The sequence below is a fragment of the Luteimicrobium subarcticum genome, from assembly GCF_002798015.1.
Classification (GTDB): Bacteria; Actinomycetota; Actinomycetes; order Actinomycetales; family Cellulomonadaceae; genus Luteimicrobium; species Luteimicrobium subarcticum.
Map to the genome: position 1 here is coordinate 184,178 of NZ_PGTZ01000006.1, position 20,808 is coordinate 204,985.

21 protein-coding genes are annotated in these 20,808 nt (G+C 73.6%); 12 read left to right on the forward strand and 9 right to left on the reverse strand.

Annotated elements, in window-relative coordinates:
• The first annotated feature begins 2 nt into the window (after positions 1 to 2).
• The 3 genes from CLV34_RS01425 (at position 3) to CLV34_RS01435 (ending at position 3,346) form a co-directional block, all read left to right on the forward strand.
• The gene (locus CLV34_RS01425) at positions 3 to 461 is read left to right on the forward strand and encodes an ATP-binding protein (protein WP_100348492.1); all 459 of its coding nucleotides are present in this window, start codon (positions 3 to 5) and stop codon (positions 459 to 461) included.
• A complete protein-coding gene (locus CLV34_RS01430) occupies positions 454 to 2,775 on the forward strand; it encodes a SpoIIE family protein phosphatase (RefSeq protein ID WP_100349127.1) in 2,322 nt (773 codons plus the stop codon). The genes CLV34_RS01425 and CLV34_RS01430 overlap by 8 nt, the downstream gene beginning before the upstream one ends.
• A 124-nt stretch (positions 2,776 to 2,899) precedes the next feature.
• On the forward strand, positions 2,900 to 3,346 hold the full coding sequence (locus CLV34_RS01435) for an ATP-binding protein (protein WP_157803652.1): 447 nt from the start codon (positions 2,900 to 2,902) through the stop codon (positions 3,344 to 3,346).
• A 19-nt stretch (positions 3,347 to 3,365) separates the two neighbouring features.
• Here CLV34_RS01435 and CLV34_RS01440 read toward each other — a convergent pair whose 3' ends face one another.
• Positions 3,366 to 4,145, reverse strand: a complete 780-nt coding sequence (locus tag CLV34_RS01440) for an SDR family oxidoreductase (protein ID WP_100348494.1) — start codon at positions 4,143 to 4,145, stop codon at positions 3,366 to 3,368.
• A 152-nt stretch (positions 4,146 to 4,297) separates the two neighbouring features.
• Here CLV34_RS01440 and CLV34_RS01445 point away from each other — a divergent pair, with 152 nt between their 5' ends.
• From CLV34_RS01445 to cofD, 4 genes are read left to right on the forward strand one after another with little or no spacing between them, the layout of a single operon-like run.
• Positions 4,298 to 5,398: a putative F420-0 ABC transporter substrate-binding protein gene (locus tag CLV34_RS01445; protein ID WP_245858880.1), complete on the forward strand. Its 1,101-nt coding sequence runs from the start codon at positions 4,298 to 4,300 to the stop codon at positions 5,396 to 5,398.
• Complete coding sequence (locus CLV34_RS01450; protein WP_211289318.1) at positions 5,395 to 6,486, forward strand: putative F420-0 ABC transporter permease subunit; 1,092 nt, start codon at positions 5,395 to 5,397, stop codon at positions 6,484 to 6,486. The genes CLV34_RS01445 and CLV34_RS01450 overlap by 4 nt, the downstream gene beginning before the upstream one ends.
• Entirely contained in the window at positions 6,483 to 7,265 is a 783-nt protein-coding gene (locus CLV34_RS01455) for an ATP-binding cassette domain-containing protein (RefSeq protein WP_100349130.1), read from the forward strand. Before CLV34_RS01450 ends, CLV34_RS01455 begins: the two co-directional genes overlap by 4 nt.
• Position 7,266: 1 nt before the next feature.
• On the forward strand, positions 7,267 to 8,313 hold the full coding sequence (cofD, locus tag CLV34_RS01460) for a 2-phospho-L-lactate transferase (protein WP_245858882.1): 1,047 nt from the start codon (positions 7,267 to 7,269) through the stop codon (positions 8,311 to 8,313).
• Positions 8,314 to 8,345: 32 nt separating this feature from the next.
• Here the strand turns inward: cofD and cofC are convergent, their stop codons facing one another.
• Positions 8,346 to 9,002 carry a 2-phospho-L-lactate guanylyltransferase gene (gene cofC / locus CLV34_RS01465; RefSeq protein WP_100348495.1) on the reverse strand — a complete coding sequence of 219 codons (657 nt, stop codon included), beginning with the start codon at positions 9,000 to 9,002 and terminating at the stop codon, positions 8,346 to 8,348.
• A 164-nt stretch (positions 9,003 to 9,166) separates the two neighbouring features.
• On the opposite strand from cofC, the gene CLV34_RS01470 reads away from it, so the two are divergent.
• From CLV34_RS01470 to CLV34_RS01480, 3 genes are all read left to right on the forward strand, one after another.
• A complete protein-coding gene (locus tag CLV34_RS01470; RefSeq protein WP_100348496.1) occupies positions 9,167 to 9,442 on the forward strand; it encodes a hypothetical protein in 276 nt (91 codons plus the stop codon).
• Between the two features lie 168 nt (positions 9,443 to 9,610).
• A complete protein-coding gene (locus CLV34_RS01475; protein ID WP_100348497.1) occupies positions 9,611 to 10,207 on the forward strand; it encodes an HhH-GPD-type base excision DNA repair protein in 597 nt (198 codons plus the stop codon).
• 11 nt (positions 10,208 to 10,218) lie between these two features.
• Positions 10,219 to 10,692: a nitroreductase family deazaflavin-dependent oxidoreductase gene (locus CLV34_RS01480; RefSeq protein WP_100348498.1), complete on the forward strand. Its 474-nt coding sequence runs from the start codon at positions 10,219 to 10,221 to the stop codon at positions 10,690 to 10,692.
• Here CLV34_RS01480 and cofE read toward each other — a convergent pair.
• Positions 10,665 to 11,528 (reverse strand): coenzyme F420-0:L-glutamate ligase, encoded by an 864-nt coding sequence (gene cofE / locus CLV34_RS01485; RefSeq protein WP_100348499.1) that lies wholly within the window; start codon positions 11,526 to 11,528, stop codon positions 10,665 to 10,667. The genes CLV34_RS01480 and cofE overlap by 28 nt on opposite strands.
• 35 nt (positions 11,529 to 11,563) lie before the next feature.
• Positions 11,564 to 12,562: a TIGR03557 family F420-dependent LLM class oxidoreductase gene (locus CLV34_RS01490; protein WP_100348500.1), complete on the reverse strand. Its 999-nt coding sequence runs from the start codon at positions 12,560 to 12,562 to the stop codon at positions 11,564 to 11,566.
• Positions 12,563 to 12,658: 96 nt separating this feature from the next.
• Between CLV34_RS01490 and CLV34_RS01495 the strand changes: the two genes are divergently transcribed.
• Positions 12,659 to 13,282, forward strand: a complete 624-nt coding sequence (locus CLV34_RS01495; protein ID WP_100349132.1) for a nucleoside deaminase — start codon at positions 12,659 to 12,661, stop codon at positions 13,280 to 13,282.
• Positions 13,283 to 13,345: 63 nt separating this feature from the next.
• Complete coding sequence (gene valS / locus CLV34_RS01500) at positions 13,346 to 16,156, forward strand: valine--tRNA ligase (protein ID WP_100348501.1); 2,811 nt, start codon at positions 13,346 to 13,348, stop codon at positions 16,154 to 16,156.
• 54 nt (positions 16,157 to 16,210) lie between these two features.
• On the opposite strand, the gene CLV34_RS16225 is transcribed toward valS, so the two are convergent.
• The 5 genes from CLV34_RS16225 to CLV34_RS01525 form a co-directional block, all read right to left on the reverse strand.
• Entirely contained in the window at positions 16,211 to 17,410 is a 1,200-nt protein-coding gene (locus CLV34_RS16225) for a baeRF2 domain-containing protein (protein ID WP_157803653.1), read from the reverse strand.
• Positions 17,411 to 17,492: 82 nt separating this feature from the next.
• Positions 17,493 to 17,825: a chorismate mutase gene (locus CLV34_RS01510; protein WP_100348502.1), complete on the reverse strand. Its 333-nt coding sequence runs from the start codon at positions 17,823 to 17,825 to the stop codon at positions 17,493 to 17,495.
• Positions 17,826 to 17,911: 86 nt separating this feature from the next.
• On the reverse strand, positions 17,912 to 19,216 hold the full coding sequence (gene clpX / locus CLV34_RS01515; RefSeq protein WP_100348503.1) for an ATP-dependent Clp protease ATP-binding subunit ClpX: 1,305 nt from the start codon (positions 19,214 to 19,216) through the stop codon (positions 17,912 to 17,914).
• A gap of 201 nt (positions 19,217 to 19,417) precedes the next feature.
• The gene (locus tag CLV34_RS01520; RefSeq protein WP_100348504.1) at positions 19,418 to 20,131 is read right to left on the reverse strand and encodes an ATP-dependent Clp protease proteolytic subunit; all 714 of its coding nucleotides are present in this window, start codon (positions 20,129 to 20,131) and stop codon (positions 19,418 to 19,420) included.
• Positions 20,132 to 20,169: 38 nt separating this feature from the next.
• Positions 20,170 to 20,781 (reverse strand): ATP-dependent Clp protease proteolytic subunit, encoded by a 612-nt coding sequence (locus tag CLV34_RS01525; RefSeq protein ID WP_100349133.1) that lies wholly within the window; start codon positions 20,779 to 20,781, stop codon positions 20,170 to 20,172.
• Positions 20,782 to 20,808: the final 27 nt, after the last annotated feature.

The following is a 20,808-nucleotide window of genomic DNA, read 5'->3' on the forward strand; positions in this document are numbered from 1 at the left end:
CCGTGCCCTTCTCCGTCGTCCGCACCACGCCCCCCTCGTTCCACGAGGTGGGCGCGTGGCCCTTGGAGTCGATCGACGACGTCGCGACCGTCCGCGCCGGCCTGCGCACTCTGCTGGCCGCCGACCCCGACTTCACCGACGGGGACTCCGTGGTGCTCGTCGCGAGCGAGCTCGCGACGAACGCCGTCCGCCACGGCAGTCCGCCCGCCGGCCTGCGCCTGCTGCGCGGCCCGGAGGGCTACGTGGTCGACGCCGTGGACGCCGCGACCGACGTCGTGCCGCACATCTCGCGCGGCCGCGCTCCGGGCCTCGGCGGTTTCGGCATCGCGCTCGCGGTGAAGATCGCGACGGACGTGGGCTCGTACGCCGACGACGCCGTCAAGCACGTCTGGGCCCGCTTCGGCGGTGTGCCTGCGCTCGACGCACCGGGGGCCGGTGCCGCGGCCCGCCTCGATGCCTGAGCGCGTCGAGGGGGTGCACGGCGCAGTCCCCCTGTCCTCGGACGACGCCTTCCTGGCGCCCGGCGAGCCGGTCGACCTGGACAACTGCGCCCGCGAGCCCATCCACGTGCCGGGCCTGATCCAGCCCCGCGGCGTCCTGCTGGTCGTGCTCGAGGAGACCGGCGAGGTGCTGCAGGTCTCGGCGAACGCCGGCGACGTGCTCGGGGTCGACGTGCCGGCCGCGCTGGGCGCACGGCTCTCCGGGGTGCTCGGGAGCGACGGCGAGCGGGTCCTGCGGTCCGCGACGCGGACGGCCGACCTGGCGGCGCACAACCCGTACCTGGTGCGCCTGCCCGCGACCGCCGACCGCGCCGAGCTGCTCCTGGACGCCGTGGTGCACCGTCCGCCGCTGGAGCCGGACGACACGCCGGTGCTCGTGATCGAGCTGGAGGCCGCGGCCGCCGCACGCCCGCTCGCGTTCCCGAACACGTACCGGGGCGTGCGGCAGGCGCTCGGGGCGCTCGAGCAGGCGGCGACCCTCGGCGACCTGTTCGCGGCGGCCGCGCACCACGTCCGCCTGCTGACGGGCTTCGACCGCGTGATGGTGTACCGCTTCGACGCCGACTACAACGGCGAGGTCGTCGCGGAGTCCAAGCGGGACGACCTCAACCCGTTCCTCGGGCTGCACTACCCGGCGACCGACATCCCGGCGCAGGCGCGGGCCCTGTACGAGAAGAACTGGATCCGGCTCATCGCGGACGTCGCCTACACGCCGGTGCCGCTGGTGCCGACGTGCCTGCCTACGACGGGCCGGCCGCTCGACCTCACGTACTCGACGTTGCGCAGCGTGTCTCCCATCCACTGCGAGTACCTGGGCAACATGGGGGTCGGCGCGTCGATGTCGATCTCGTTGCTCCGCGACGGCCGCCTGTGGGGCCTCATCGCGTGCCACCACTACTCCGGGACGCACGAGCCGTCGTTCGAGGTGCGGACGGCTGCGGAGTTCCTGGGTTCCACGCTCTCGGTGCGCCTCGTCGCGCAGTCCGAGGAGGAGCGTGCCGCCGCGGTCGAGCGGTCCGCGTCGCTCCTGTCCGCGCTGGTCGCCCAGACGACCGACGCCGACGTTCCCCTGGCAACGCTGCTGACACGCGACGACCGCCTGCTCGAGGCGCTCGGCGCGGACGGCGTCGTGGTGCGCGCCGAGGGCCGCACCGCGAGCCGGGGCGCCGTCCCGGGTGAGGCGGGTGTCCTCGCGCTCCTCGGCTGGGCCGCGACGAGCGGCGAGGAGATCGTGCACACGGACCGCCTCGGCGAGGCCGCGCCCGACGTGGCACGCTCCGCGCCGGACGTGGCCGGCGTGCTCGCGATCCTGCTGCCCGACGGGCAGGAGATCCTGTGGCTGCGCACCGAGGTCGCGAAGTCGGTCGACTGGGGCGGCGACCCGCACAACAAGGCGATCGCGCGCCTCGAGGGCGACACGGTGCGCCTCAGCCCGCGCAAGAGCTTCGACCGGTGGCGTGAGGTCGTCAGCGGCCACAGCCTGCCCTGGGGCCTCGACGCCCGGGAGGCGGCGGGTGCGCTGCGCCGACACCTCGTCGAGGTGCTGTACCGGCGTGGCCGCCGCGACGTGCGGGCGACGCAGGCGCTCCAGCGCAGCCTCCTGCCCGACGTGCTCCCTTCCGTGCCGGGCTGGACGGTCGACGCCCGCTACGACGCCGCGGGCACGGGCCTGGTGGGCGGCGACTGGTACGACGTGATGCCGCTCAGGGACGGCCGCGTGGCGCTCGTCGTGGGCGACGTCACCGGGCACGGGCTCGACGCCGCGGCGGCCATGGGGCAGCTGCGCAACGGCTTGCGCTCGGCCCTCGTGTCCGCTCCCGATCTGGCGGCCGCTCTCACGCAGTTCGGTGCCGTGGCCGCCTGGACGATGGCGGGCCAGGTCGCGACGCTGGCCGTGGTCGTCCTCGACCCGTCGGACGGGACCTTCGAGCACGCTTTCCTGGGACACCCGCCCGCACTGGTCGCCGACCGCGACCGGCGGACGCGGTGGGTCGACCGGGGCGCGGGGCGTCCGGTCGGCGTGGGCGACCTCGTGGTCGACGTGCGGCGGGACCGGGTCCCGGAGGGCGGGGTGCTCATCCTGTTCACCGACGGTCTCGTGGAGCGGCGCGACGAGTCGATCGTCGACGGGCTCGACCGGCTCGCGCGCGTCGTCGCGGCGCGCAGCGCCACCACGGTCGACGACCTCGTCGCGCTGGTGCGCGACCCCGCGTCGACGGACGACGCGACGTTCGTCCTCGCACGCCACGACGTCGCCCGGCCGGGCGCGTCCTGACCTCGCCTTCCACAGGTCGGACCTGGACGCGCCGAGACGCCTCGCGCCGCCTAGGCTCGGACCTGGCTCGGACCGTTGCCACCAGAGCGGACCACCCGGTCCGCCCGAACCACGGAGCACACCCATGTCCCTCGCATCCCATCGCGCCCCCGGATCGTTCCGGGTCGTGCGCACGTGGGACCTCGAGCGGCTCGAGGACCTCGCGGCCGTGCGGTCGGACCTCCGTGAGGTGCTCGGCACCGCCCACGAGGAGGCGCCCTCCGTGGAACAGCTCTCCGAGCGCATCGTGCTGGCGGCGAGCGAGCTCGCCGCCAACGCCCTGCGGCACGGCGCACCGCCCGCCTCCCTGCGTCTGCTCACCGACGGCGAGGCATGGGTGCTCGACGCGCTCGACCACGCCGCGGCGCACGCGGCGCAGGTCGCCGGAGACCGGGCGCCGGGAGACGGCGGCTACGGCCTGCTCCTCGTGGGCCGGCTGTCGGACGGCGTGGGCTCGTACGTCGTGGGCGGCACCAAGCACGTGTGGGCGCGGTTCGCCGACGAGTGCGAGGAGCCGGCCCGGGCCGGTTGACCGGTCCGGTGCCGGGCGGTCAGGCGCGGCGGTCCAGCTTGGTCGGCGAGCCCTGCGCGCGCGGGCGGACGACCAGCTCGTCGACGTTGACGTGCGGGGGCAGAGACAGGGTCCAGCGCACCGCCTCGGCGACGTCCTCCGCGAGCAGCGGCCCCGGGACCCCCGCGTACACGGCGTCGGCCCTGGCCTGGTCGCCGCCGTACCGGACGAGCGAGAACTCCTCCGTCTTGACCATCCCGGGAGCGATGTCGATGACGCGGACCGGCTCGCCGACGAGCTCGAGGCGTAGCGTGCGCGTGGCGACCCGCTCCGCGAACTTCGCGGCCACGTAGCCGCCCCCGCCCTCGTACGGCTCGTGCGCGGCGGTCGAGGTCACCACCACGATCGATCCCTCGGCCTCCCGCAGCGCGGGGAGGAGCCGCTGCACGGTGCGGAACGTGCCGAGCACGTTCAGCTCGTACATGCGGCGCCACTGGTCGATGTCGGCCTCGGCGACCGGGTCGGTGCCGAGCGCGCCGCCCGCGACGTTCACCAGCGCGTCCACCGGACCCGACGCCACGACCTCGTCGACGAGGCGGGCGACGTCGTCGTCCGAGGTGAGGTCCGCCACGACGACCTGCGCGCCCGTGCGTTCTGCCACGCCCGCGAGGCGGTCCGCGCGGCGCGCGACCGCGACGGTGTCCCACCCGTCGGCCGCGAGGGCGGCCACCGTGGCCGCACCGATGCCGGACGACGCTCCGGTGACGACCGCACGGCGGCGGCGGGTGGGCGGGTGGTGTGCGGTGGCGTCGTGGCTCATACGTCCACGCTACCGGGCCGGGACTAGGCTGGTGGTGGGATCGCGAGCCGCCGATTCGGCCCGACGTGGCGCCCCGGACTTGGGGCGCGTGTCCCTGCGCGCCGTCGTCGCGCCTGTCGACACATCCCTGCCACCGGAAGGTCCCGCCACCCGTGCGCCCTCTGCTCGACGCGTCTGCGTCCCGCACCCGTCCGTCCGGACGTCGCTCGCTCGTCCACCCGTCCGTCCGGCCGTCCGTGCGGCACGGCGTGGCCGTGGTCGCCGCCCTGTCGGTGCTCGGCCTCGCCGCCTGCACGTCGGGCTCGTCCGCCCCGTCGGGGCCCACCTCGCCCGCCGCGGGTGCCGCGGCCGACGCGGGCCCGCGCACCACCTACCCCGTCGACCTCGACAACTGCGGCACCAAGGTGTCGTTCGAGGCGGCCCCCACGCGCGTCGTGACGATCAAGTCCTCGACGACCGAGATGATGCTCGCGCTCGGGCTCGGCTCGAAGATCGTCGGGACGGCGTTCCTCGACGGGCCGATCCCGAAGAACCTGGTGTCGCAGGCGAACCAGGCGGTCGCGAGCCCGCTGTCCGACAAGGTCCCCGCGAGCGAGGCCGTCCTGGCCCTCCAGCCCGACCTCGTGTACGCCGGCTGGGAGTCGAACGTGACCGCGCAGGGCGCGGGCGACCGGGCGACGCTCGCCAAGCTCGGCGTGAACACCTACGTGTCGCCGTCCGCCTGCCAGGAGACGGGCTACCAGCCCGACCCGCTCACGTACGACGACGTGTTCGGCGAGATCCAGGAGGTCGGGAAGGTCTTCGACGTGCAGGGTCGGGCCGCCGCGCTCGTCGCGCAGCAGAAGAAGGAGCTCGCGGCGATCCGGCCCGACACCCGCGGGCTCACCGCCCTGTGGTGGTCGTCGGGCGACGACACCCCGTACGTCGGCGGCGACATCGGCGCGCCCGCGATGATCCTGAAGCAGGTCGGCCTGACGAACGTCGCGGCCGGCGTGCACGCGACCTGGACGCCACTCGGCTGGGAGAGCATCGTCGCCGCCGACCCCGACGTGATGGTCCTCGTCGACGCGTCGTGGAACACCGCGCAGGCGAAGATCGACTTCCTCGAGTCGAACGCCGCGACGAAGAACCTCACCGCGGTCAAGGAGCACCGTTTCGTCGTCCTCCCCTTCGCCAGCACGGAGGCGGGCGTGCGCAACGTGGACGCGACCCGGACCCTGGCGGCCGACCTGGCGAAGCTCGGCGCGCCGTGACCACGACCGCGCACCGTCCGGGCACGTCGTCGCGCGACACCGCTGCGGCCGGGCGCCCGGGCGGCCGGCGCGGCTTGCGAGCGACCGGCTGGCTGGTCGGCGCCGCCGTCCTGCTCCTCGCGAGCGTCTCGGTCGCGGTCACGCTCGGCCCCGCCCACTTGCCGGTCACCGACGTGTGGCGCGCGGTGGTCGACCACCTGGGCCTCGGCCGGACCCTCGGCGTGACCCCTCTCGCGCCGCTGCCGGACGGGATCGTCTGGGAGCTGCGCCTGCCCCGCGTCCTGACGGCCGCGGGCGTGGGCGCCGGCCTGGCGATCTGCGGCGTCGTCATGCAGTCCCTCACCCGCAACCCGCTCGCCGACCCGTACCTGCTCGGCCTGTCGTCCGGCGCGTCGCTCGGCGCGGTCGCGGTGCTGGGGCTCGGGCTCTCGCTCGTGCTGCCCGTCGCGGCGTTCGCGGGCGCGCTGCTCGCGCTCGCCGCGACCCTCGGCCTGGCCGGGGCCGCGGGCGGGCTGACGCCGACGCGGACCGTGCTCGCAGGGCTCGCGGTGAGCCAGCTCGCCGCGGCGGCCGTGAGCTTCGTGGTGTTCTGGACGGCGACCGGCGACTCGTACCAGGAGATCCTGTCGTGGCTGCTGGGCTCGGTGGCCGGCTCGACATGGACCTCGGTGGCCGTCGCGTGCGGCGCCACGCTCGTCCTGGGGTCGCTGCTCGCGAGCACCGGCTCGCTGCTCGACGCGTTCACGTTCGGCGACACGGCGGCCGCCGCGCTCGGCGTGCCCGTCGAGCGCGCCCGACGCGTCCTGCTGGTCGTCGTGGCGGTGCTCACCGGTGCGTTGGTGTCGCAGTCGGGGTCGATCGGCTTCGTCGGGCTCGTGCTGCCCCACGCGGTGCGCCTCCTCGTGGGCGCCGGGAACCGGCTCCTGCTCCCCCTGTCCGGCCTCCTGGGCGCGACGTTCCTCGTGTGGGCCGACACCGCCGCACGGACCGTCTTCGCGCCCCGCGAGATCCCCGTCGGCGTCATGACGGCCGCGGTGGGGGCGCCCGTGTTCGCCTTCCTCCTGTGGCGCGGACGGGGGCGCGCGTGAGCAGGGACGGGCTGGGCGCCGAGCGGGTCGCCTGGTCGGCGGGCGGCAGGCTCATCGTCGACGGCGTCGCGATCGACGCCCCGCCCGGTGCGGTGACCGGGCTCCTCGGCCCGAACGGGTCCGGCAAGACGTCCCTGCTACGCCTCCTCGCCGGCGTCCGACGGCCCGACGACGGTTCTGTCGCGTTCGACGGCACAGACCTGCTGCGCGCCGCACCCCGGGAGCGCGCCCGGACCCTCGCGCTCGTCGAGCAGGACGCGTCCACCGACCTCCCGATCACGGCGCTCGACGCCGTGCTCCTCGGCCGCATCCCGCACCGCTCGCTGCTCGCCGGGCCGACCGCCGACGACCGGGCGGCGGCACGCGACGCGCTCGCGGCCGTCGAGGCGGAGCACCTGGCCGCACGGCACGTCACGAGCCTCTCGGGCGGAGAGCGGCAGCGCGTCCACCTCGCCCGTGCGCTGGCCCAGCAGCCCCGGCTGCTGCTGCTCGACGAGCCCACCAACCACCTCGACGTGCGCGCGCAGCTCGCCACCATGACCCTGCTGCGCAAGCTCGCCGCGGACGGCGTCACCGTCGTCACCGCGCTGCACGAGCTCACCATGGCCGGTCAGACGTGCGACCACGTCGTGCTGCTGTCGCAGGGACGCGTCGTCGCGGCGGGCCCGGTGGACGACGTCCTGGTGCCCGCCGTCCTCGAGCCCGTCTACGAGGTGCGCGTCGACGTGCTGCGCCACCCCCGCACGGGCCGTCCCGTCATCACCTGCACGGAGTCCTGAGATGACCACATCCAACACCACGACCACGACCACGACCACGACCGATCACCCCCTGCGCGTCACCCTCCTCGCCGGCGGCGTCGGGGGCGCACGCTTCACGCGCGGTCTGCGCGACCTGCTCGTGCGACGCGGCGTCGACGCCGAGCTGACAGTGGTGGTGAACACGGGCGACGACCTGTGGGTCGACGGCCTGCGCGTCTGCCCCGACCTCGACACGGTCCTGTACACGCTCGCCGGCGTGGTGCATCCCGACCAGGGCTGGGGGCGGCAGGACGAGACGCTCCGCGTGTCGGCCGAGCTGCACGCGTACGGGCTCGGTCTGCCCTGGTTCACCCTGGGCGACCTCGATATCGCCACCCACGTCGCCCGGACGGCGATGCTGCGCGAGGGCGTGCCCCTGTCGGCCGCCACGGCGCGGCTCAGTGCGCGCTGGCCGCTCGGCGTGCGGCTGCTCCCGATGAGCGACCAGGAGGTCGAGACGCACGTCGAGCTCGCCGACGGGTCCGGGACCGTCCACTTCGAGGAGTGGTGGGTGCGCCTGCGCGCGGCCGTCCCGGCACGGCGGTTCGTCCAGGTGGGCGTCGAGGACGCGTCGCCCGCGCCCGGCGTGCTCGACGCCCTCGCGTCGGCCGACGTGGTGCTGCTGCCACCGTCGAACCCGGTCGTCTCGGTCGGGACCGTGCTCGGGGTGCCGGGGATCCGCGAGGCCGTGCGGACGACGAGCGCCCCCGTCGTGGGCGTCTCGCCGATCCTCGGGGGCGCGCCCGTGCGCGGGATGGCCGACGCCTGCCTCACGACGGTCGGGGTGGAGACCAGCGCGCTCGCCGTGGCGCGGCACTACGGGTCGCGGCGTGCCTCCGGACTGCTCGACGGGTGGCTCGTCGACGACGTCGACGCCCCTGCGGTGGCCGCACTGGCCGCGGACGGGCTCGCCGCCCGTGCTCTGCCGCTGCTGATGGGCGACGACGTGGGCGACGACGGGCGCAGCGCGACCGACGCGATCGTGCTCGCCGCCCTCGACCTGGCCGGGGTGCGGCTGCCGGGCTGACCGTCCGACGCACGGCTGCGCGGCCGTGCGGGTCAGGGCGGGGGCGCGGCGTGCGACGCGAGGAACGCGCGGGTCCGCGGCCCGAGCCCGAGCACCGCCGCGGCGGCGAGGTCGTCCGGGGTGTCGACGTCCTGGCGCACGCTCGGCGGGACCCGGTCGAGGTCGACGTGCCCGGCCGCGCGGTGCGCCGCGGCGGACCCCGGCCCGAAGCGCGGACGCAACAGCCCTGCCGCGCGTGCGGCGAGGAGAGTCGTGCCCGTCCCGGCGGCGTCCGGGACGAACGACCGGTCGAGGTCGCGCGCGGCCGTCAGCACGTCGTCGAGATCGCTCGGGCGCAGCGCCGGCAGGTCGCCGAGCAGCACCCCGACAGGCACACCGCCGTCGGCCGCCGTACCGGCGCGGACACCCGCCCGCACCGCGGCGACCAGACCGCCGCCCGGGTCGGGGACCATGTCCAGCCCTGTCGTGCCGGTGAGGTCCACCCCGTCCGTCACGACGACCACCCGCGCCACCGACCGGGCCGATCGGACGGCCTCGAGGGTGTCCCCGGCGAGCGCGTCCGCGAGTCGGCGACGCTCCGCAGGGTCGGGGACGAGGTCGCGGAGGCGGGACTTCGCGCCGTCACCACCCTTGACCGGCACCACGACGACCCATCCCGCGCCGTCCGAGGCGCACTCCCGTACGTCCACGTACCACCTTCCGTCGCGTCGAACCGTCCGGCGTCAGTCTCGCAGCCCCGACCCCCGCCGACCGCGTACAGGTGGGCGTGCTCGCCCACCCGGCACGCAGGCGTCCGGTCCTGGCGTCTTCCTGACCTCTGGCGCGCGACCCGTCCGCCCGCTACCGTAGGCCCATGCCGCTGACGAACGAGGACCCTCGGAAGAGGTCGGGGGCCGGTGGGGCGAGCACCCGTCGCCACGTCCGCGGCGGCTGGGCGGCCGCCGCGCTCCTGACCCTCGTCGTCACCTTCCTGATCTCGGGGACCCAGGTCGCGAGCTGCTCCGACGGGGTGACGACCAGCACGTGCACGTCGACCACACCCGTCGGTGCGCCGGCTCCGGTCGTGGTGGCGCTCGGTGTGGCCGTCGCCGCATGGTGCGCGTACCGCGCCCTGCGTGGTGCACGGTGAGCCGTCCGGAGGACCCGCGGCGGACGTGCTGTGCCTGGTCTGTCGACAACCGCTCTACGGCCGCACCACGCTGGGCCCGCAGCTCCAAGGAGTGGAGTGCGGCGCTGACGCCGGTCGACCGCTCCGGTGGCCCGTGCGGCGGGGCGTCCGGCGCGGCACGATGGACGCATGCCCTCCGCCGACCTGTGGCTCACCGGTGATCCCGACGCCGACGCGCTGCTGACGCGCGACCCGTTCGCCCTGCTCGTCGGGATGCTCCTCGACCAACAGGTGCCGATGGAGTCGGCTTTCGCCGGTCCCCGCAAGCTCGACGAGCGGCTCGACGGCGGTCTGAGCGTCCACGCCGTCGCGACCGCCGACCCGGACGCGTTCGCGGCCCTGTGCGCGACTCCCCCGGCGGTGCACCGGTTCCCGGGCTCGATGGCTGCCCGGATCCAGTCGCTCGCCACGATCCTCGAGGACGATTACGACGGCGACGCGGCACGCCTCTGGACGGACCCGTCGTCGGACGGCACCCCACCGGACGGCGCGACGGTGCTGGCGCGCGTGAGGGCGCTGCCGGGCTTCGGCGAGCAGAAGGCGCGCATCTTCCTCGCGCTGCTCGGCAAGCAGTACGGCGTCACGCCGGACGGCTGGCGCGAGGCCGCCGGGCCGTACGGCGAGGACGGCGCCCGGAGGTCCGTCGCGGACGTCGTCGACCCGACCTCGCTCCAGGAGGTCCGTGCCACCAAGAAGGCGGCCAAGGCCGCCGCCCGGAGCCGATGACAGGAGTCGCCGTGCCACTGCCGCAGTCCATCCCCCAGGCCGCGAAGAGGTTCAACCCGCACGTCCTGGCGCTCGCCCGGCACCGACCGCCCTTCGCCGTGGTCTACCACGAGGGCCGCACGACGGGGCGCCGCTACCGCACGCCGGTCATCGTGTTCGCGCGGCCGCGCGACGACGGCGAGGTCGACGCCCTGTTCGCGCTGCCGTACGGCCCGCGAGTGGACTGGGTGCGCAACGGCGAGGCCGCGGGCCGGCTCCTGCTGGAGCGGGCCGACGTCGTGTACGTGCTCGACGACCTGCGCACGCAGCACGGCGACGAGGCCATGGCGCAGGTGCCGGACCCGGCGCGGACGTTCCTCACCACCCTCGGGACACGCGACGTGCTGCTGGCGCGCGTGCGCCACCTCGTCGAGCCGCCCGCGGACCCGCGCCCCGGGGCGGTCGGGCCCGAGGAGGATCAGACCATCTCCGCCGACTCCGCCTGAGCCTCGCCGTCCGCGAACCCCTGCTCGTAGCCGGCCCGGTACGCCGGGTCCCGGGTCTCGTCCACGGCGTCGTCGTACCCGGCGTCGTACCCGGCGTCGTACGCCTCGGTGCTGCCGGTGCGGAACATGTCCTCGTCGGACGGCCGGACGGCTGACCGCGCGCCCGGCCCGTCCTCCGCAGAGACCCAGTGCGCCGCACCGCGCACGACCGCCACCGGTGCGGCGTCCGCCTTGCCGCGCACCAGCTCGGTCGCGGCCGCGAGCTGGTCGGCGACCGCGACGACGGTCCCCGTCAGGACGCGCCCGCTCGCGTCGGGCCGACCACGCAGGTCGTCGAGCACGACGACCCCGGCGGCACCGATCGCGATGTCCGTGACGCCCGACCGCCAGGGGCGCCCGACGGTGTCGGACACGACGACGCCCACGGTCCGGCCGGTCGCCTCGGCGATGCGCGCACGCAGGGCGCGGGCGGACGCGTCCGGGTCCTCGGGCAGCAGCAGCACCGTCCCCTCAGGGGTGTTGCTCGCGTCGACGCCCGCGGCCGCCATGACGAGCCCGAGCTTGTTCTCGACGATGCGCAGGGTCTTCCCGTCGGTCTCACGGGTCGCGACGACGCGCACGGTCTCGGCCGTGATCGCCGCCTCCCGGTCGTCCCCGCGGACGACGCGCCCCTCGGCCTTCGAGACGACCTTGCTGGCGACGACGACGACGTCGCCGTCCTCGAGCGACGTCCCGGCGGGGCCGGTGAGGGACCGCACGACGATCGCGGCGAGGTCGTCCCCCGGGGCGACCTCACCGATGCCGTCGACCGACCAGACCTGCAGCATCTGCGACATGTGCCCTCTTCTCCTGGTCCCGCGCCTCGGCGTGGTCAGCGGGTCAGCTTCGGCAGCACCTCGCGGCCGAACGTCTCGATCCACTCACGCTGGTTACGACCCACATTGTGCAGGTAGACGCGGTCGAACCCGAGGTCGACGTACCGCTGGATCGCGGCTCGGTGCACGTCCGGGTCCGACGAGATGACCATGCGGCCCTCAAAGTCCTCGGGGCGAACGAGCTTGGCCATCTGCTCGAACTCGAACGGCGAACGGATGTCGGCCTTCGGGAACTTCATGCCGCCGTTGGGCCACTCGTGCATGGCGTTCGCGAGCGCCTCCTCGTCGGTGGCCGCCCACGACAGGTGGATCTGCAGGGCGCGCGGCATGTCGTCGGGGTTGCGGCCCGACTCGCGCACGCCCTCGTCGAACTTGCCGAACAGCATGGAGATCTTCTCGAGGGGCGCCCCCACCGTGATGAGCCCGTCGGCGACCTTCCCGGCGCGCTTCGCGGTGACCGGTCCCCCGGTCGCGACGAGGATCTCGGGCGCCTCCTCGGGCATCGTCCACAGGCGCGTCGACTCGAGCTTGTAGAACTGCCCGGCGTGCTTGACGTCCTTGCCGGCGAGCGACCCCGTGAAGAGCTTCTTGATGACGTCGATCGCCTCGAACATGCGGTTGATCCGCTCGGGCGCCTCCGGCCAGTACTGCGCGGTGATGTGCTCGTTGAGCGCCTCACCCGACCCGAGCCCGAGCCAGTGCCGGCCCGGGTACATGGCGGCGAGCGTCGCCGACGCCTGCGCGACCATCGCCGGGTGCCACCGGAAGGTCGGGGCGGTGACGCCCGGACCCATGTCGCCCGTGGTGCGCTCGCCGAGCGCGGTGAGGACGTTCCACACGAACGCCGACTGCCCCTGCGCGGGGACCCACGGCTGGAAGTGGTCGGCGGCCATGACACCTGAGAAGCCGTGCTGCTCGGCGTACGCCGCGAGGTCCACCGCCTCGGTGGGGTGGAACTGCTCGAGCTCTGCCACGTATCCGATCGTCAGACCCATGCTCCCGACACTAGCCCGCGCCGGCGCCGGGTACCGGGTTCGGGGCCGCTCGGCGCCGCAACCTCCACGACACGTGCGGCCGTTACGGTGGTCGGCATGACGAACGCGTACGACGACGCCGCCCTGCACCGTCTGCTCGACGTGGTCGAGCGCGACGTCGTCCCGCTCACGCGGGCGGGTGTGGACCGCGGCGACAAGCTGTTCGGCGCGGCGGTGCTGCGCGCGGACGACCTCTCGCTCGTCGTCGCGGGCACGAACAACGAGACGGTCAACCCGCTGTGGCACGGGGAGGTCGACGCGCTCAACCGGTTCTTCGCGCTGCCCGCCGACGAGCGTCCCGCCCCTGCGGACTGCGTGCTGCTCGCGACGCACGAGCCGTGCTCGCTGTGCCTCAGCGCGATCACGTGGTCGGGTTTCCGGCGCTTCGCGTACGTGTTCTCGCACCGCGACTCGGCGGAGTCGTTCGCCATCCCGTACGACATCGCGATCCTGCAGGGCGTCTACGCCGTGCCGGACCCGGACCGGGCGGCCCCCGCGCCCGGGCGCGACCTGTACAACCGGCAGAACGCGTACTTCTCGTCGGTCGACCTCGCCGCCGAGATCGCGGCGTCCGGCGACGCGTCGCTCGCGACCCGTCGTGCTTCGCTCGCCGCGACGTACGCCGCGCTGTCCGACACCTACCAGCGGGGCAAGGGCGCGCACGGCATCCCGCACGCCTGAGGAGGCGTCCACGCGCCGGGACCGGGGTCCTCGGCGGCGCGTCGATCTGGGAGAATGTCGCCCATGAGCGACCTCACCCCGACGTCCCCGACCCGTCCCGACGACCCCACCCCCGCGGCGCAGCGCGCGGTCGCCGTGGAGGTAGCCGCGGACGCCGTCGTCCGGGGCGTCCCGGACCGCGTGTCGCTGGAGGGTCTCGAGGACTCGCTCGGCGCACGCTGGCGCGACGAGCAGACGTACACGTTCGACCGTTCCGCGACCCGCGACCAGGTGTTCTCGATCGACACGCCGCCGCCGACGGTGTCGGGCTCGCTGCACGTCGGGCACGTGTTCTCGTACACGCACACCGACCTCGTGGCGCGCTACCGCCGCATGCAGGGCAGCGAGGTCTTCTACCCCATGGGCTGGGACGACAACGGCCTGCCCACGGAGCGCCGCGTCCAGAACTACTACGGGGTGCGCTGCGACCCGTCGCTCCCGTACGTCGAGGGCTACGAGCCGCCGCTGCAGGGCGACACGTCGACCGGCAAGGGGCGCGCGGCCGACCAGCAGCCGATCTCGCGCCGCAACTTCGTCGAGCTGTGCGAGCGCCTGACCGCCGAGGACGAGCAGCAGTTCGAGGCGCTGTGGCGCCACCTCGGCCTGTCGGTCGACTGGGAGCACCACTACCAGACCATCGGCCAGCCGGCGCAGAAGGTCGCGCAGACCGCGTTCCTGCGCAACCTCGCCCGCGGCGAGGCGTACCAGGCGGAGGCGCCCGGTCTGTGGGACGTGACGTTCCAGACGGCCGTGGCACAGGCGGAGCTCGAGGCACGCGACTACCCGGGCTTCTTCCACCAGGTGGCGTTCCACGCGGGCGGTGACGACCGGGTGGTCATCGAGACGACGCGCCCCGAGCTCCTGCCCGCATGCGTCGCCCTCATCGCACATCCGGACGACGAGCGCTACCAGCACCTGTTCGGCACCGCCGTGCGCAGCCCGCTGTTCGACGTCGAGGTGCCCGTCCTCGCGCACCCCGCCGCCGAGCCCGACAAGGGCGCCGGCATCGCGATGTGCTGCACGTTCGGCGACCTGACCGACGTCCAGTGGTGGCGCGAGCTCCAGCTCCCGACGCGCTCGGTGGTGCGCCGCGACGGCCGCGTCACCGCGGAGACGCCCGACTGGATCACGGCCGACGCGGGCCGCGCCCTGTTCGCCGAGATCGCCGGCAAGACGACGTTCTCGGCCCGCACGCTCGTGGTCGACGCGCTGCGCGAGGCGGGCGACCTGCTCGCCGAGCCCGTCGCGACGCAGCGCAAGGCCAACTTCTACGAGAAGGGCGACAAGCCCCTCGAGATCGTCACCAGCCGCCAGTGGTACATCCGCAACGGCGGGCGCGACTGGCTCGACACGGACGCCGAGGGTGCGCCCGGCTCAGGCATGGTTCGCGACCTGCGCGCCGAGCTGCTCCGCCGCGGCGAGGAGCTCGGGTTCCACCCCGACTTCATGCGCGTGCGCTACGAGAACTGGGTCAAGGGCCTCAACGGCGACTGGCTCGTCTCCCGCCAGCGGTTCTTCGGTGTGCCCATCCCTGTGTGGTACCCCGTGGACGCCGACGGCGAGCCGCAGTGGGACGCGCCGCTCGTCCCGTCGGAGGCCGAGCTCCCGATCGACCCGTCCTCGCACGTCCCCGCCGGGTACACCGAGGACCAGCGGGGCGTCGCGGGCGGTTTCGTGGGCGACCCCGACATCATGGACACGTGGGCGACCAGCTCGCTGAGCCCGCAGATCGCAGGCGGCTGGCTCGACGACCCCGACCTCTTCGCGCGCGTCTTCCCGATGGACCTGCGCCCGCAGGGCCAGGACATCATCCGGACGTGGCTCTTCTCGACCGTGGTGCGCTCGCACCTCGAGCACGGCTCCCTGCCGTGGTCGGACGCCGCGATCAGCGGCTGGATCCTCGACCCGGACCGCAAGAAGATGTCGAAGTCGAAGGGCAACGTCGTCACGCCGATGTCGCTGCTCGAGGAGCACGGCTCGGACGCCGTCCGCTACTGGGCCGCGTCCGCGCGCCTCGGCACCGACGCCGCGTTCGAGGTCGGCCAGATGAAGATCGGCCGCCGCCTCGCCATCAAGATCCTCAACGCGAGCAAGTTCGCGCTGTCCTTCGGGGCGGACCCCGCGACGGACGAGACGACCGGCCACACCGTCCGGCTCGACCCGTCGCTCGTGACCGTCGAGATCGACCGCGCGATGCTCGCCGGGCTCGCCGCCGTCGTCGCGCAGGCCACGGAGGCGTTCGAGGCGTACGACCACACGCGGGCGCTGGAGATCACCGAGACGTTCTTCTGGACGTTCTGCGACGACTACCTCGAGCTGGTCAAGGACCGCGCGTACGGTGCCGGGGCCGGTGCCGACGCGGCACCCGCGACCCAGTCCGCCCGGACCGCCCTGGCGCTCGCGCTCGACACGATGCTGCGCCTGTTCGCGCCGTTCGCGCCGTTCGCGACCGAGGAGGTCTGGTCGTGGTGGCAGGAGGGCTCGGTGCACCGCGCCGCGTGGCCCGTCGCGGCTCCGCTCGCCGCGGCGGCGGGTGACGCCGACCCGCTCGTCCTGACCGCGGCCGGGCACGCGCTCGCCGCGCTCCGCAAGATCAAGTCCGAGGCGAAGGTCTCGATGCGCGTGCCGATCCTCGGCGCGACCGTCGCGGTCCCCGGCGCCCTGCAGGCCGGGGTGCGCTCGGCGATCGACGACGTCCGCGGCGCCGGGCGCGTCACGGGCGGGCTCGAGATCGTCGACCCGGCCGACGGCCAGGGCGACGTGGCCGTCCAGGGCGGCATCGTGGTGCTCGCCTCCGAGCTCGGCGAGCCGGAGCCCAAGCAGCCACGCGCCTGACGCACCGCAGGCCGCTCCCGCAGTCCCGGGGGCGGCCTGCTGCGTCCTCCCTGCCTACACGACGTCGCGCAGACGCCGCTGGTCGCCCGACATCGTGGGAGCCGACTCGCTCGGCGTCCCCGCGTCCGTCCAGCGCAGCAGCGCACCGACCCCGTCGACCAGCTCGACCGACCCGGCCGGGACGAACGTCAGACCGGCGTCCTGGCCGAGCGCCGCCCGGACGAGCGCGACCGACGCCGGCAGCGGGTGCACGCCGTCGTCGGCGCCCAGGGCCACGACGGAGGCACGGTCCGAGCCGATCTGCAGCGGCTCCGGCCCCACCCACACCTCGGTGCCGTCGATCTCGGAACCCGAGCGCAGCTCGTCCGACAGGATCAGCTCGCGCACCTGACCGCGCTGCAGCACCGTCACGACGTCCGCGAGGGCGGTGACGGAGCCGTCCGCGCGCCCCTGTCCCTCGCGGTAGGCGTCCACGACCACGGCGCGCCGGCGGGCGCGGCACGCCTCGACCTCGTCCGCGAGACGCTGCGCGAACACGGAGTCCTTCGCGCCCGCCGAGCGCGAGCCGCCCGGGACCTCGACGAGGAGGTCGACGGACCGCTTGGACAGGGCGCCCCGCACGAGCCCGACGCTGCGTCCCTCCCCCGTGAGCACGACGAGCTCGGGCCGGTGCTCGGCGACCTGACGGTCGACCTCGGCCGCGACCGCCTCCGCGTTGCGCTCCCAGGAGTCCTCGGCGCGCGCGTCGAGCCGTCTGTCGTTGAGGCTCCCGGTCTTCACCTTGGTGATGTCGTCGTGCCCACCCTCGACGGTGAGCGGCTCAGGCTGGTTCGCTCGCTCCCCGCCGACCGACCACGTGAGGTCGGCGCCCTGCCGGTCGACGGTGACGACCAGGTGGTCGACGGTCTCGTCGGCGGCGCGCGCCGCCTGGATGAGGTACGGGACCGGCCCGTACTCGCCGTGCTGCACGGCGGGAGGCTCGCTGAGCACGCGGTCGACGAGGATGCCCGCCTCTTCCGTGGCGACCAGCACCCGCCCGTGCACCCCGACGCCCCGCGCCGACGACCGCAGCGCCTCCTCGAGCGTGTCGCAGAGCCCGGGCGGCGCCCCCTGTGACTCGAGCGACCGGCGGACCGACCGCCACCTGCTGCCGATCTCCCGGTCGGTGGACTCACGCGACGGGGTCGCGTCGAGGTAGACGGTCGCGAAGGGGCCCGGCTCCCCGAGGAGCGGCCTGAGCCAGTCGATCTTCACAGGTGGTCACCTTCCGTCGGACGGGGATCACCCCAGCGTCACCCGGTTCGGTGCGTCGCGCCACCCGTCGTCCGGCGTGCCCTCAGGAGTAGGTGTCGAGCACGGGGACGTCTCGCCCCGCGTGCTCCGCCGCGATGCTCTCGTGGTGCCGGATGACCTCGGAGACGATGAACTCGCGGAACTTCTCGGCGAACGCCGGGTCGAGACCCGACGCGTCCGCGATCCCGGTGAGCCGCTCGATCTGCTGGCGGTCGCGAGCAGGGTCGGCGGGAGGCAGACCGCCCGAGGCCTTGAGCTCGCCGACGCGACGCGTGCACTTGAAGCGTTCGGCGAGCAGGTGCACGAGGGCGGCGTCGATGTTGTCGATGCTGGCGCGCAGGGCGAGGATCTCGTCGGGGACCGGGGGGACGTCCATACGTCGATCCTCGCACGTCACCAGGCACGGCCCAGACGCGGTCCCTCAGGGTCGAGGGCCGCCGCGGCCGTCACGGGGCCGCTCTGTCAGGCGCTCTTCTCGCGCGGCGCGCGGCGCGAGACGCTGCGCGGCACCAGGGTCGGGTTGACGTTGTCGCGGACGACCTCCGCGGTGACCACCACCCGCTCCACGTCGTCGCGGCTCGGCACCTCGAACATGACCTGCTGGAGGACCTCCTCCATGATGGCCCGCAGCCCGCGCGCACCCGTGCCGCGCAGCAGCGCCTGGTCGGCGATCGCACCGAGGGCGTCGTCCTCGAACTCGAGCTCGACCCCGTCGATCTCGAACATGCGCTGGTACTGCTTCACGAGGGCGTTCCGCGGCTCGGTGAGGATCCGGACCAGCGCGTCCTGGTCGAGCGGTGCGACGGTCGTGATGACCGGCACGCGGCCGATGAACTCGGGGATCAGGCCGAACTTGAGGAGGTCCTCCGGCATGACGTCACCGAACGGGTCGGTCTCGGACGGCATGTGCAGCTCGGCGCCGAAACCGATGCCGCGCTTGCCCGACCGGCTCTGGATGATGTCGTCGAGCCCCGCGAACGCCCCCGCGACGATGAACAGGACGTTCGTCGTGTCGATCTGGATGAACTCCTGGTGCGGGTGCTTGCGCCCACCCTGCGGCGGGACCGACGCCGTCGTGCCCTCGAGGATCTTGAGCAGCGCCTGCTGCACACCCTCGCCCGAGACGTCGCGCGTGATCGACGGGTTCTCGGCCTTGCGGGCGATCTTGTCGATCTCGTCGATGTAGATGATGCCGGTCTCGGCCTTCTTCACGTCGAAGTCGGCGGCCTGGATCAGCTTGAGCAGGATGTTCTCGACGTCCTCGCCGACGTAGCCCGCCTCGGTGAGGGCCGTGGCGTCCGCCAGCGCGAACGGGACGTTGAGCATCCGTGCGAGGGTCTGCGCGAGATACGTCTTGCCGCACCCGGTGGGCCCGATGAGCAGGATGTTCGACTTCGCGATCTCGACGGGGTCGGCGTCATCGGCGCCCGCGACCGCGGCGCCGAGCGCCTTGGGGGCCGACGGCGCCTGGCCCGCCTGGATCCGCTTGTAGTGGTTGTAGACGGCGACGGCGAGGGAACGCTTGGCCGGCTCCTGCCCGACGATGTACTGCTCCAGGAACTCGAAGATCGCCTTCGGCTTCGGCAGCTCGGCCATGCCGAGCTCCGCGGCCTCGGTGAACTCCTCCTCGAGGATCTCGTTGCACAGCTCGATGCACTCGTCGCAGATGTACACCCCTGGTCCTGCGATGAGCTTCTTGACCTGCTTCTGCGACTTGCCGCAGAAGGAGCACTTCAGCAGGTCGGATCCATCCCCGAGTCGGGCCACCGATTGCCTCCGTCGTTCGGGCCCCGCGTGGACGACGCGGGGCGGTGCCCGGCGGCGCCCGCCGGACCCTCATGCTCCCATTGCACACCACCGAACAGGTGGATGTCAGCCGCGGGTGTCGCGTCCGGTTGCGAGCCCGGGGTCGTCGTGATCACGACGACCCCGGGAGACGGCTCACCGGCGGCCGGCGGACGGCCGTCGTCAGCGGGCGACGACCTTCGGCTTGCGGCTCTCGAGGACCTGGTCGACCAGGCCGTACTCCTTGGCGGCCGCGGCCGTGAGGATCTTGTCGCGCTCGATGTCCTGACGGATCTGCGCCACGTCGTTGCCGCTGTGGAACGCGAGGGTCTCCTCGAGCCACTCGCGCATGCGGATCAGCTCGTTCGCGTGGATCTCGATGTCGGACGCCTGCGCGTAGCCGCCACCCTCCATCGCGGGCTGGTGGATGAGCACGCGGGCGTTCGGGAGCGCGAGACGCATGCCCGGGTGGCCCGCGGCGAGCAGCACCGCGGCGGCCGACGCGGCCTGACCCAGGCACACGGTCTGGATGCGCGACCGGATGAACTGCATCGTGTCGTAGATCGCCGTCAGGGCGGTGAACGAGCCACCCGGCGAGTTGATGTAGAGCGTGATGTCGCGGTCCGGGTCCTGGCTCTCCAGCACGAGGAGCTGCGCCATGATGTCGTCCGCGCTCGCGTCGTCCACCTGCACGCCGAGGAAGATGATGCGGTCCTCGAAGAGCTTGGTGTACGGGTCCTGGCGCTTGAACCCGTAGGCGGTGCGCTCCTCGAACTGCGGCAGGACGTACCGGGACGACGGCGACGCGGCCGCCAGGCCGCCGGGCATGCCGGCGGGGAGGCCATGGCTGCCCGCGAGCCGCTGCGCGGTCGAGATGTACTGGGACTCGATGCTCACGATGTTCTCCCTGGGTCAGGAAATCTGGGGGCGGTGGATCAGTCGTTGGCGGCTGTGCCGCCACCACCGGTGACCGCGTTCGAGCTGGTCACGACGTGGTCGACGAAGCCGTACTCGAGGGCCTCCTGCGCCGTGAACCAGTTGTCGCGGTCGTTGTCCTGCAGGACCTTCTCGAGCGACTGTCCGGTCTGCTCGGCGGTCAGCTCGGCCAGCACGTTCTTCATGTGCATGATGAGCTGCGCGTTGATGCGGACGTCCGTCGCGGTACCACCGATGCCGCCGGACGGCTGGTGCATCATCACGCGGGCGTGCGGGGTGGCGTAGCGCTTGCCCTTCGCGCCGGACGAGAGCAGGAACTGCCCCATCGAGGCGGCCATGCCGACCGCGATGGTCGCCACGTCGGGCTGGATGTACTGCATCGTGTCGTAGATCGCCATACCGGCCGTGATCGAGCCGCCGGGCGAGTTGATGTACAGCCAGATGTCCTTGTCCGGGTCCTCGGCCGCGAGCAGCATCATCTGGGCGCAGATGGCGTTCGCGTTCTCGTCGCGCACCTCCGAGCCGAGCCAGATGATGCGTTCGCGCAGGAGCCGGTTGTAGATGGAGTCGGTCAGGCCGAAGCCACCGCCCTCTCCACGCAGGGCGGGCATGGCGGGTGCGACTGCGTCGTTCACGAG